Consider the following 12,137-nt stretch of genomic DNA (forward strand, 5'->3'; position numbering starts at 1 on the left):
TGTCCTTTGCTTCGACAGTGATCCGGAGTGGTGCGCCACAAATCACGCTTTACGTCCCGGCCAACACCCCACCCCGCCCCCGTCCCCGACCCCGGCCCGCAGCCCCCACCGACCCCGGGTCGGGGGAACATCCGCCCGGGCCCTTTCAGCCGTCCGGCGTTTGAGGACCGGGGTCTGGGGCGGAGCCCCAGAGGGGTCCGGGCGCAGTCCGGTACCCCTCCCAGCCGGTCCGGCGTTTGAGGACCGGGGTCCGGGCAGCGCCCGGGGAACGGTGGAAGGGCGGGTAGGGGACTTCGCCCCGCAGGGCCACCCTGGGGGGCAGCCCCAGGGCCCGGCCCGCCAGGCCAAGGCTGCGCAGCGCAACCCCCGGGCCCGGCAGGGCCGAGGCTGCGCGCAGCGCGACCATCCCGGGGCGGCAGCCCCGGGGCCCGGCCCGCCAGGCCAAGGCTGCGCAGCGCAGCCCCCGGGCCCGGCAGGGCCGAGGCTGCGCGCAGCGCGACCACCCCGGGGCGGCAGCCCCGGGGCCCGGTCGGGCCAGGGCCGCGCAGCGCGACCCACCCGGGGGCCCCCGGGCCCGGTAGGGCCAGGGCTGCGTGGGGCGGCCGCCCCCGGGGCCGGTCAGGGCCCGGCCGCACGGCGACCCCGATACCCTGACCCCGTGGCAGAACCAGTCCGGATCCCGACCGCGAGAGTCGCCCTCTCCACCGCCTCCGTCTACCCGGAGTCAACGGCGACCGCCTTCGAGATCGCCGCGCGCCTCGGCTACGACGGCGTCGAGGTCATGGTCTGGACGGACCCCGTCAGCCAGGACATCGACGCCCTGCGCCGCCTCTCCGACCACCACCAGGTCCCGATCCTGGCGATCCACGCCCCCTGCCTCCTCATCACGCAGCGCGTGTGGTCCACCGACCCCTGGACCAAACTCCAGCGCGCCCAGGCGGCAGCCGAGAAGCTCGGCGCGAGCACCGTCGTCGTCCACCCGCCGTTCCGCTGGCAGCGCCAGTACTCCCGCGACTTCGTGACCGGCATCTGGCGCATGGCGGACGAGACCGACGTCCGCTTCGCCGTCGAGAACATGTACCCCTGGCGCTACCGCGACCGCGAGATGCTCGCCTACGCGCCCGAGTGGGACGTGACCAAGGACGACTACCGCCACTTCACGGTCGACCTCTCGCACACCGCGACCGCCCGCACGGACGCGACCGCGATGATCGACCGGATGGGCGACCGCCTCGCCCACATCCACCTCGCCGACGGAAACGGTTCCGCGAAGGACGAGCACCTCGTCCCCGGCCGCGGCAGCCAGCCCTGCGCCGAGCTGCTGGAGCGGCTCGCCGCCACCTCCTTCGACGGGCACGTCGTCATCGAGGTCAACACCCGCCGCGCGATGTCCTCCGCGGAACGCGAGGCCGACCTCGCCGAGGCCCTGGCGTTCACCCGTCTCCACCTGGCGACCGCCCCCGGCCCGGCACCGAGGACCCCGCACCCGTGACCGAGCCCCTTCCGGACGAGGCCCCCGCCCCGGCGCCCCCGCTGTCGAAACCGCGCCGCGGCCCCGGCCGCCCCCGCCAGGACGAGGCCGACGACGGCCCCGGCACCCAGGAGCGCATCCGCCTGGCCGCCCGCGCCGAGTTCGCCGCGCGCGGCTACGACAAGACCTCCGTCCGCGGGATCGCCAAGGCCGCCGGCGTGGACCCGGCCCTGGTGCACCACTACTTCGGCAGCAAGGACGACCTGTTCGCCGTCGCGATCGAGCTCAGCTTGGAGCCCGCCCTCGTCCTCCCCGCGATCCTCGGCGCGGGCCCCGACGGCATCGGCGAGCGGCTGGCCCGCTACTTCCTCGGGGTCTGGGAGAACCCGGTCACCCGGACCCCGCTGCTCGCCGTGGTCCGTTCGGCCCTCACCCACGAGGCCGCCGCGAAGGTGCTGCGCCGGCTGATCCTGCACCGCCTCCTGGAGCGCATCGCGGCCGACCTCGACGTGCCCGACCCGACCTTCCGCGCCGAGCTCGCCGCCTCCCACATGATCGGCATCGCGATCCTGCGCTACGTCGTCCAGGTCGAGCCCCTGGCGTCGGCGGACCCGGAGACGATCATCGCCCTGGTGGCCCCCACCCTCCAGCGCTACCTCACCGGGGAATGACGACGACCGAGGAATGACAGCGACCGAGGAATGCGAACACCCGTGCGCGTAGCCCCGTAGCCTGCGCACCGTGCCCAATTGCTGAGCCGCCCGTCCCGGGATCCGGACAGGCTGTCCGGATCCCGGGCAGGGGGCGTAGCCTCGTAACCGAGCCGTATCCACAGTCGCGGCAGGCGCTCGCGTCACCGCACACATGGGGAGAGAACCCGATGCCCGAGCTGAGGTCCCGCACCGTCACCCACGGCCGCAACATGGCAGGCGCACGTGCCCTGATGCGCGCATCGGGCGTAGCGAGCGCGGACATCGGGAAGCCGATCATCGCGGTCGCCAACTCCTTCACCGAGTTCGTCCCCGGCCACACCCACCTGGCCCCGGTCGGCCGCATCGTCTCCGAGGCGATCCTGGCCGCCGGCGCCGTCCCCCGCGAGTTCAACACCATCGCGGTCGACGACGGCATCGCCATGGGCCACGGCGGCATGCTCTACAGCCTCCCGTCCCGCGACCTGATCGCGGACTCGGTCGAGTACATGGTCGAGGCGCACTGCGCCGACGCGCTGATCTGCATCTCCAACTGCGACAAGATCACCCCCGGCATGCTGATGGCCGCCATGCGCCTCAACATCCCGGTCGTGTTCGTCTCCGGCGGCCCGATGGAGGCCGGTCAGGCCACCCTCGTCGACGGCACCGTCCGCAAGCTCGACCTGATCGACGCCATGGTCGACGCCGCGAACGACAGCGTCTCCGACGAGGACGTGCTGCGCATCGAGGAGAACGCCTGTCCCACCTGCGGCAGCTGTTCGGGCATGTTCACCGCCAACTCGATGAACTGCCTCGCCGAGGCCATCGGCCTGGCCCTCCCGGGCAACGGCTCGGTCCTCGCGACGCACACCGCCCGCCGCGCCTTGTACGAGGACGCCGGCCGCACGATCGTCGAGATCACCAAGCGCTACTACGAGCAGGACGACGAGTCGGTCCTGCCCCGCAACATCGCGACCCGTCAGGCCTTCGAGAACGCCATGGCCCTCGACATCGCCATGGGCGGCTCCACGAACACGATCCTGCACCTCCTCGCCGCCGCGCAGGAAGCGGGTCTGGACTACGACCTCACGGACATCGACGAGATCTCCCGCCGGGTCCCGTGCCTCGCCAAGGTCGCGCCGAACGTGGCGCCCGGCGGCACGTACTACATGGAGGACATCCACCGGGCCGGCGGCATCCCGGCCCTGCTCGGCGAGCTCCACCGCGGCGGCCTGCTCAACAAAGACGTCACCACGGTCCACTCCGCCAACCTGGAGGAGTGGCTCGCGAAGTGGGACGCCCGCTCCGGCACCGCCCCGGACGAGGTCATGGAGCTGTGGCACGCGGGCCCCGGCTGCCAGCGCTCCGCCTCCGCCTTCTCCCAGTCCGAGCGGTGGGACACCCTCGACCTCGACGCCGAGGGCGGCTGCATCCGCTCCGTCCAGCACGCGTACTCCAAGGACGGCGGCCTCGCCGTCCTGCGCGGCAACATCGCGGTCGACGGCTGTGTCGTGAAGACCGCCGGTGTCGACGAGTCGATCTGGACCTTCGAGGGCCCGGCCGTGGTCTGCGAATCGCAGGACGAGGCCGTTGACAAGATCCTCCGCAAGGAGATCAAGGCCGGCGACGTGGTCGTCATCCGCTACGAGGGCCCGCGCGGCGGTCCCGGCATGCAGGAGATGCTCTACCCGACGTCCTTCCTCAAGGGCCGCGGCCTCGGCAAGGTCTGCGCCCTGATCACGGACGGCCGGTTCTCCGGCGGCACCTCGGGCCTCTCCATCGGCCACGCCTCCCCGGAGGCGGCCTCGGGCGGCTCCATCGCGGTCGTGGAGGACGGCGACCGCGTCCGCATCGACATCCCGAACCGCTCCATCGAGCTGCTGGTCGACGAGGCCACGCTGGCCGCCCGCCACGAGGCCCTGGGCGGCGTCTACGCCCCGAAGAACCGCGAGCGCAAGGTCTCCGCGGCCCTGCGCGCCTACGCGGCGATGGCCACCAGCGCCGACAAGGGCGCGGTCCGCGACGTCACCCTCCTGGAGCGCTGACCCCGCAAGCCGCCGGACCCGGCCCCGTCCGACACCCTCGGACGGGGCCGCCCGCGTCTCACCACCCCGCGGGATCCCCGGCCGCCACGGCGAACACGCTCCCGTCCGGCGCCGAGGCGTACACCCGCCCGTCCCCGACGACGGGCGCGGGCAGACTCGCGGCGAAGGTGCCCTTCCCGGATCCCATGCGGGGCTTGGTCTGCCCCAGCAACTTCCCCGTCCCCGCGTCCACGGCGAGCAGCCGCCCGTCGGAGGCACTCAGGTAGACTCGTCCGTCGGCGAACGTCGGCTGGGAGGCCAGGGCCAGTCCCGTCTCCAGCCGCCACTCCTCTTTGGCCGAGCCGATGGCCACGAGCGCGCCCGGGGAGCCGAAGACGTACACGAAGCCGTCCCGCCCCACGGTCGCCTCCGCCTGGTACAGCGGAGTCGCCAGCCGAACCCGCCCCACGGCCCGCGTGCTCAGGTCAACCCGTACGACCTCGCTGGTTTTGGTGTCCTGTACGCCGACGTCCAGCAGGAACATCGCGCCGCCCGTCACGCCAACGGGCTGCAGCACTCCGGGCGTGCGCGTCTGCCACCTCACCACGCCGGTTGCGGGGTCGACCCCCGACACTTGCGTCGACTTGCCGTCTCCGGAGCGCGTCACTCCGTACAGCACCGGCCCGGCCGCACCGTCCACGGCACCCCACCAGAGGGAACCCACGCCGCCGACGGTCTTCTTCCAGAGCTGGGCGCCGCTCGCCGCGTCCAGCGCGGTGACCGCGCCGCTCGCTGCGGTGATCATGACCTTCGCTCCGAGGGCCACGACGTGTGCGCCCTCCGGCAGGGCCCGGCGCCAGCGCTCCACGCCCGTCGCGGGATCCCGGGCCTGCAGTAGCTCGCTCCCCGGAACCGCGACGAGTACGAGCCCGCCCGCGTAGAGCGGAGTGCTGCCGTTCGACGGCCGAACGCTCGGCGCGGCCGCGCCCACCTTCCATGCGGCAGCCCCGTCCGTGGGGCTGATCCGGGCCACCGTCGGCCCTGGACCCGAGCAGTACAGGGCCGAGGCCTGCCAGGAGCACGCCTGGCTGTGCTCGCCCAGCGTCACCGACCATGGAACGAACCGGGCCGGCGCGGGCGTCTGCGGCGCGGCGAAGTGCCGTCGCGGCTCGGCGTCGGGCCTGGTCCACAGGTACCCGCCGACGGCCCCGGCCACGAGCAGCAGCCCGAGCCCGGCCGCGGCCACCACCCGGGCGGGCCGCCCGCCTCCCCGGGCCGGGGGGACGATCCGCTCCCGCCGGTGCGTGACCTCCTCGTCGGGCACCGGCTGCCTCGGCCGCGGGATGAAGGCCTGGGTGTCCAAGTCGGTCGGGTAGGCCACCGCCCGCAGCGCCACGATCAGCGCGTCCGCGTTCGGCCGCTCCGCCGGATCCTTCGCCAGGCACTGCGCGACCAGCGGCGCGAGCCGCTCCGGCAGTCCGGTCAGGTCGGGCTCGCTGTGCACCACCTGGTACGCCACCAGGTAATGGCTGTCGGAGTCGAAGGGCCCCCGCCCGGTCGCCGCGTACACGAGCACCGCCCCCAGGGCGAACACATCGGCCGCGGTCCCCACCTCCCGCGGCCGCTGGAACTGTTCCGGCGCCATGAACGGCGGGGTCCCGATCAGCTTCCCCGTCTCGGTGCGCAGATCGCTGTCCGCAGGCCGCGAGATCCCGAAGTCGATGACCCGCACCCCGTCCGGGGCCATCAGCACGTTGCTGGGCTTCAGATCCCGGTGCACGACCCCCGCCCGGTGGATGTCCCGCAGCGCCTCCGCCAGCCCGGCGGCGAGCCGCGCCAGCTCCCGGGCCTCCAGCACCTCGTCCCGTACCCGCTCGGAGAGCGTCGGGGCATCGATGAACAGGGTTGCCATCCAAGGCCGTTCGGCATCAGGGTCCGCGTCGACAACGGGCGCGGTGAACGCTCCGCTCACCCGCCGCGCGGCGGCGACCTCCTGCCGGAACCGCGCCCGGAACTCCGGGTCCACTGCGTGCTGCGGATGCACGATCTTGACGGCGAGTTTCAGCCCCGACTCGGAGGTGGCCAGGTGGACGACCCCCATGCCGCCGGAACCGAGCACGGACTCAAGCCGGTACTGCCCGGCGTACTCCGGAAAACCCGCGTAGTCCGTCCGTGCTGAACGCACCGCTCACCACCCCCGCCGGAGCCTAGTCGATGGCCCGTGCGAATCTCCAAGGTCCTGCTACCCTGCGCGAGTTGCGCAGGGCAACGCCCTAGGGGGGTATTTCCGTATGGCTATCGAGAGTGATTCCGGCCAAGTCCAGAGCCTGGCTTCGGGCTCGGGATTTCCGACTTTTCCGGTCGCGCCGGGTTACCAGGTGAACGTCCGCAGCGGACCGGGCACCAACTATTCCATCGTCCGTGTCCTGCCGCTCGGTGCGACCGTCGGGATTCGCTGCCAGTGCGAGGGGATGACCATCACCGGCCCGTACGGCACGACCAACCTCTGGGACTGCATCGGCAACGGCCAGTTCATCTCCGACGCCTACGTGAAGACGGGCAGCGACGGCTACATCACGAGCCGTTGTGGCTGACCTCATGGGGACGGAGAAGAAGGTGATCACCAGGCGACGCATGCTCGGCCTGGGCGGCTCCGTGGTCGCCGCAGTGCCGGCGATCATGCTCGCGGGAGCGGGCGGGGCGGCCGCCGCAGGGGGATCGGGATACCCCACGTTCCCGGTCGCGCCGGGCTATCGGGTGAACGTCCGCAGCGGCCCCGGTACCAACTTCGCGATCATCGACACCCTGCAGCTCGGTGCCTCGGTGTCGATCCGCTGCCAGTGCGAGGGCACGACCATCACCGGCCCGTACGGCACGACGTCCATCTGGGACTGCATCGGCAACAGCCGCTTCGTCTCCGACGCCTATGTGAAGACGGGCAGCGACGGCTACGTCGCCACGTACTGCGCCTGAGGTCCATCCGGGCCATCCCACGGCCCGCCCCGTGAGACACCCAGGGCCGACCCCGCCCGGCGGGGGATAATCGCTGGTGTGAGCGACGACCAGCGAGACCAGACCCCCGCCGAGCCGGCCCCCGCCGCCGTACCCGTCGGCCCCGAGCCCGAGCCGATCCGGTTCTTCGGCACCACCTGGGTGAACCACGACGGCGGCTACGGCGCGCGCCGCGTCGGCGCGGCCCTCGGCGCGCTGATCCTCGCCGTCCTCAGCGCCTTCCTGCTCCGGTTCTCTTACGAGGGCCTGGAGATCGGCAACGTCGGCCCGTTCCTCAGCATCTCCGTCGTCATCCTCTTCGCGATCGCCAGCTCCATCGCCTTCGTCAAGACCTGGGAGTCCTTCAGCCGCCGCCAGCCCCCGTCCTCCGACGAGACGGCGCTCAAGGGCCTGAAGGCGATCGGTTTCATCGGCAGCCTCATCGCGTACTTCCTGCGCTGCTTCGTCGAGGCCCCCGGCGAGAAGCTGCGCCGCACCGAGTACGAGCGCGCCGTGGCCGAGTTCGCCCGCCGGCGCGGTGCCCGGACCGGCAATCCGGCCGCCCGCCGCCCCAAGCGCAAGAAGTAGCCCGGCCGGCCATCCGGCCATCCGGCCGTTCTCCGCACCGCCCCCAGCCTTGCGCAGGGGCACCGCCGGGAGCATTATTCATCACATGATGAATAACCAAGCGGCCGCCGCAGTCCACGCCGACGGCCTCACCGTCCGCCGCGGCACCGGCCGCAGCCCCCGCACGGTCCTCGACGGCCTCGCCTTCGACGTCCCCCGAGGTCGCATCACCGGCCTCCTCGGCCCCTCCGGCTGCGGAAAGTCCACCCTGATGCGCGCCGTCGTCGGCACCCAGGCCCACGTCACCGGCACCCTCGACGTCCTCGGCCACCCCGCAGGCCACCCCGGACTCCGCTCCCGCATCGGCTACGTCACCCAGGCACCCTCCGTCTACGACGACCTCACCGTCCGCCAGAACCTCGACTACTTCGCCGCGGTCCTCGACCCCGGCCGCGCCGCCGCCGAGCGCCGCCGCGAGACCGTCAGCCGGGCCATCGCCGACGTGGACCTCACCACCCACACCACCGCCCTCGCCGGCAACCTCTCCGGCGGCCAGCGCAGCAGGGTCTCCCTCGCCGTCGCCCTCCTCGGCAGCCCCGAGCTCCTCGTCCTCGACGAGCCGACCGTCGGCCTCGACCCGGTCCTGCGCCGCGACCTGTGGAACCTCTTCCACGAGATCACCACCACCCGCGGCGCCACCCTCCTCGTCTCCTCCCACGTCATGGACGAGGCCGAGCGCTGCCACGACCTCCTCCTCATGCGCGAGGGCCGCATCCTCGCGCAGGACACCCCCGAGGCCCTGCGCACCCGTACCCACACCGACACCGTCGAAGAGGGCTTCCTCCACCTCGTCGACGCCGCGAACGCCGAAGCCCGCACGGCCGCCGAAGCCCCCCACGGGAGCACTCGATGAGCACCGCACGCACCGCCGCCACCGCCGCCCGCGTCCTGCGCCAGCTCCGCCACGACCCGCGCTCCATCGCACTGATGCTGCTGGTCCCCGTACTGATGCTGATCCTGCTCCGCTACGTCTTCGACGGCAGCCCGCAGACCTTCAACAGCATCGGCGCATCCCTCCTCGGGATCTTCCCCCTCATCACGATGTTCCTGATCACCTCCATCGCGACCCTGCGCGAGCGCACCTCCGGCACCCTCGAACGCCTCCTGGCCATGCCGCTCGGCAAGGGCGACCTCATCGCCGGCTACGCCCTCGCCTTCGGAGCGATGGCCGTCATCCAGTCCCTCCTCGCCACCGGCGTCGCGCTCTGGGTGCTCGGCCTCGACGTCGTCGGCTCCCCGTGGCTGCTCCTGCTCGTCGCCCTCCTCGACGCCCTGCTCGGCACCGCACTCGGCCTCTTCGTCTCCGCCTTCGCGGCCTCCGAGTTCCAGGCCGTCCAGTTCATGCCGGCCGTGATCTTCCCCCAGCTCCTGCTGTGCGGCCTCTTCGCCGCCCGCGACACCATGCAGCCCGTCCTCGAAGCGATCTCGAACGTCCTGCCCATGTCCTACGCCGTCGACGGCATGAACCAGGTCCTCACCCACACCGACATGACCGCCGACTTCGTCCGCGACGCCGTGGTCGTCGCCGGATGCGCCCTGCTGGTCCTCACCCTCGGCGCCGCCACCCTCCGCCGCCGGACGCCCTGACCGGAAGGGGCCTGACCGGACGGGCCCTGACCGGGGAACGGGCCTGACCGGACTGCGGACAGCCCGCCTCAGTTCCTCCCACGAGTGCAAGGATGAGAACGCAGATGCAGACGCAGACCGTGCGCGCGTGCAGGAACAGTTCGACGAGGTGAATCGGGCATGACCCAGACAGTCGCAGTCCTCGGTACCGGCAAGATCGGCGAGGCCCTGCTCAGCGGGATGATCCGCGGCGGCCGGCCCGCCTCCAAGCTCCTCGTCACCGCCCGCCGCCCGGAACGCGCCGAGGAGCTGCGCACCCGCTACGGCGTCGAGGCCGTCACCAATGCCGAGGCCGCCAAGCGCGCCGACACGCTCATCCTGACCGTGAAGCCGCAGGACATGGGCAAGCTCCTCGAAGAGCTCGCCCCGCACCTGCCCGCCGACCGCTTGGTCATCAGCGGCGCGGCCGGCATCCCGACCTCCTTCTTCGAGGAGCGCCTCGCCCAGGGCACCCCGGTGGTCCGCGTCATGACGAACACCCCCGCCCTCGTGGACGAGGCCATGTCCGTCATCTCGGCCGGCAGCCACGCCACCGCCGAGCACCTCGCGCACACCGAGGAGATCTTCGGCGGCGTCGGCAAGACCCTGCGCGTCCCGGAATCCCAGCAGGACGCGGCCACCGCCCTCTCCGGCTCCGGCCCCGCGTACTTCTACTACCTCGTCGAGGCCATGACCGACGCCGGCATCCTCCTCGGACTGCCCCGCGCCCAGGCACACGACCTCATCGTCCAGGCCGCCGTCGGCGCCGCCGTCATGCTCCGCGACAGCGGCGAACACCCGGTCAAGCTCCGCGAGGCCGTGACGTCCCCCGCCGGCACCACCATCAACGCGATCGTGGAGCTGGAGAAGCACGGCGTACGGGCGGCCCTGATCGCCGCCCTCGAAGCGGCCCGCGACCGCAGCCGCGAACTCGCCTCCGGCAACAGCTGACACCCACCGGCCGTTACGGGGCTGCGCGCGCAGCCCCGTAAAGCCCGGCGGTCCCTCCCTCAGGGTTCCAGCAGCCCGATGGCCCGGTACGCCGCGTCGACCACGGGCCGCGCGATCGCCCGCGCCCGCCCGGCCCCCGCGCGCAGCACCGCCTCCACCGTCCCCGGATCGGCCGCGAGCTCCGCGTGCCGTACGCGGACCGGCCGCAGCAGTTCCACGACGGCGTCGGCCACGTCCCGCTTGAGCGCCCCGTACCCGGTGTACCCGTCGGCGAGCGCGGCCGGCTCGCCCCCGGTGCAGGCGGCGAGGATGTCCAGCAGGTTCGCGGCCCCCGGGCGCGCGGCCGGGTCGTAGACCACCCCGCCCTCCCCGCTGTCGGTGACGGCCCGCGTCACCTTCTTCCGCACCGCCTCGGGCTCGTCGAGGATGAACACCACCCCGGGCCCCGTGTCCCCCGACTTCCCCATCTTCGACCGCGGGTCCTGGAGGTCCATGACCCGCGCCGCCACCACCGGATGCGTGGCCTCGGGCACGGTGAAGGTGTACCCGTACCGCTGGTTGAACCGCACCGCCAGATCCCGGGTCAGCTCGACGTGCTGCCGCTGGTCCTCCCCGACGGGCACCTCACCGGTCCGGTACGCCAAGATGTCGGCGGCCATCAGCACGGGATAGGTCAGCAGCGACAGCCGTACCCCTTCCCCCGAGGCCTGTGCCTTCGCCGCCTTCTCCTTGTACTGCACCATCCGCCGCAGCTCCCCGTCCGAAGCCGTGCACTCCAGCAGATAGGAGAGCCGGGCGTGCTCGTCCACGTGGCTCTGCACGAAGAGCGTGCACTTCTCGGGAGTGAGCCCGGCGGCGAGCAACAGCGTCGCGGCCTGCCGACTGAGCCGGCGCACCCGGGCCGGATCGTGCTCGACGGTCAGGGCGTGCAGATCGACCACGCAGAACAGTGCCTCGTCGGGCTCCTGCTCGGCGGCGACCCACTGGCGTACGGCCCCCAGGTAGTTCCCCAGCGTCAGATGCCCCGTCGGCTTGACCCCACTGAAGATCCTCGTCATGTCCTTGCTCCCTGCTCGTGTCGGTGTGGGCGTTCGACGCCACCGCGTCGGGCGGCCGAGCCACTCCCGGGAGGGGAGAAAACAAAAACGGCCGCCGAGATCGGCGGCCGTCGAGCGCGTGCGTGCTCGCGTGGATGGTCGGCCGCCGTCAGGCGGCCCACCAGCGGAGGTCGAGCGTGAGCGCACGCGTAGTCATGGGGAAAGGCTAGACCCTGAGGGGTGAGGAGGGCGTGAGGTTTCCGGACCCGGCGGGCCGGGTCAGCCTGGAGTTGACACACTCGTGCTGGATCCGTAAGGTTCTTCGAGTTGTCCGAAGTGAGCATCCGACCCCGGTCGGTCCCCGGACAGCCATCCCGCACTACACATTCGAACGAACGACTCACTTTGTCGTCCCGTTTTCATGCGTATTTGCGAATGAGGAATCCGCGTTCACGGACGCGGCCGCCGATTAGGTTCGGGGGCAAGGAATCCGCTACTGTCTCACTCGTCGCAAGGGCCCAACAGCCCGAACGACAAACCCCGTTGACTGGGAGTCAGGCCCGAAAGGATCTGATAGAGTCGAACTCGCCGGAAAGGGAAAACGCGAAAGCGGATGACCTGGAAGGCGGGAAGCAAGCGAGACGGACTCTGATAGAGTCGGAAACGCAAGAACAGAACAGAACGAAAGCCCGGAGGAAAACCCGCGAGGGTGAGTACAAAGGAAGCGTCCGTTCCTTGAGAA

The 12,137-nt window shown here is 71.8% G+C and carries 11 protein-coding genes; 9 read left to right on the forward strand and 2 right to left on the reverse strand.

The window, feature by feature from the left end; genetic code table 11:
* Positions 1 to 658 precede the first annotated feature (658 nt).
* The 3 genes from ACIQV3_RS40010 to ilvD all read left to right on the forward strand — a co-directional run bounded on the left by ACIQV3_RS40010 (position 659) and on the right by ilvD (position 4,205).
* Complete coding sequence (locus tag ACIQV3_RS40010; RefSeq protein WP_403722149.1) at positions 659 to 1,492, forward strand: sugar phosphate isomerase/epimerase family protein; 834 nt, start codon at positions 659 to 661, stop codon at positions 1,490 to 1,492.
* Positions 1,489 to 2,142 carry a TetR family transcriptional regulator gene (locus tag ACIQV3_RS40015; protein ID WP_403722151.1) on the forward strand — a complete coding sequence of 218 codons (654 nt, stop codon included), beginning with the start codon at positions 1,489 to 1,491 and terminating at the stop codon, positions 2,140 to 2,142. The genes ACIQV3_RS40010 and ACIQV3_RS40015 overlap by 4 nt, the downstream gene beginning before the upstream one ends.
* 209 nt (positions 2,143 to 2,351) lie before the next feature.
* The gene (gene ilvD / locus ACIQV3_RS40020; RefSeq protein ID WP_403722154.1) at positions 2,352 to 4,205 is read left to right on the forward strand and encodes a dihydroxy-acid dehydratase; all 1,854 of its coding nucleotides are present in this window, start codon (positions 2,352 to 2,354) and stop codon (positions 4,203 to 4,205) included.
* A gap of 58 nt (positions 4,206 to 4,263) precedes the next feature.
* Here ilvD and ACIQV3_RS40025 read toward each other — a convergent pair whose 3' ends face one another.
* Complete coding sequence (locus ACIQV3_RS40025) at positions 4,264 to 6,369, reverse strand: PQQ-binding-like beta-propeller repeat protein (protein ID WP_403722159.1); 2,106 nt, start codon at positions 6,367 to 6,369, stop codon at positions 4,264 to 4,266.
* 106 nt (positions 6,370 to 6,475) lie between these two features.
* On the opposite strand from ACIQV3_RS40025, the gene ACIQV3_RS40030 reads away from it, so the two are divergent.
* From ACIQV3_RS40030 to proC, 6 genes are all read left to right on the forward strand, one after another.
* Positions 6,476 to 6,778 carry a peptidase gene (locus ACIQV3_RS40030; RefSeq protein WP_403722162.1) on the forward strand — a complete coding sequence of 101 codons (303 nt, stop codon included), beginning with the start codon at positions 6,476 to 6,478 and terminating at the stop codon, positions 6,776 to 6,778.
* An 85-nt stretch (positions 6,779 to 6,863) separates the two neighbouring features.
* Positions 6,864 to 7,157, forward strand: a complete 294-nt coding sequence (locus tag ACIQV3_RS40035; RefSeq protein WP_403722182.1) for a peptidase — start codon at positions 6,864 to 6,866, stop codon at positions 7,155 to 7,157.
* Positions 7,158 to 7,235: 78 nt separating this feature from the next.
* Positions 7,236 to 7,763: a hypothetical protein gene (locus ACIQV3_RS40040; RefSeq protein WP_403722164.1), complete on the forward strand. Its 528-nt coding sequence runs from the start codon at positions 7,236 to 7,238 to the stop codon at positions 7,761 to 7,763.
* A gap of 85 nt (positions 7,764 to 7,848) precedes the next feature.
* Positions 7,849 to 8,655, forward strand: a complete 807-nt coding sequence (locus ACIQV3_RS40045) for an ABC transporter ATP-binding protein (protein WP_403722167.1) — start codon at positions 7,849 to 7,851, stop codon at positions 8,653 to 8,655.
* Positions 8,652 to 9,389: an ABC transporter permease gene (locus ACIQV3_RS40050; RefSeq protein ID WP_403722172.1), complete on the forward strand. Its 738-nt coding sequence runs from the start codon at positions 8,652 to 8,654 to the stop codon at positions 9,387 to 9,389. The genes ACIQV3_RS40045 and ACIQV3_RS40050 overlap by 4 nt, the downstream gene beginning before the upstream one ends.
* A gap of 159 nt (positions 9,390 to 9,548) precedes the next feature.
* A complete protein-coding gene (gene proC, locus ACIQV3_RS40055) occupies positions 9,549 to 10,358 on the forward strand; it encodes a pyrroline-5-carboxylate reductase (protein WP_266880324.1) in 810 nt (269 codons plus the stop codon).
* A gap of 59 nt (positions 10,359 to 10,417) precedes the next feature.
* Here the strand turns inward: proC and trpS are convergent, their stop codons facing one another.
* A complete protein-coding gene (gene trpS / locus ACIQV3_RS40060) occupies positions 10,418 to 11,416 on the reverse strand; it encodes a tryptophan--tRNA ligase (protein WP_403722179.1) in 999 nt (332 codons plus the stop codon).
* Between the last annotated feature and the right edge of the window lie 721 nt (positions 11,417 to 12,137).

Source organism: Streptomyces sp. NPDC099050, assembly GCF_044759865.1.
In the GTDB taxonomy this organism is placed as follows: domain Bacteria; phylum Actinomycetota; class Actinomycetes; order Streptomycetales; family Streptomycetaceae; genus Streptomyces.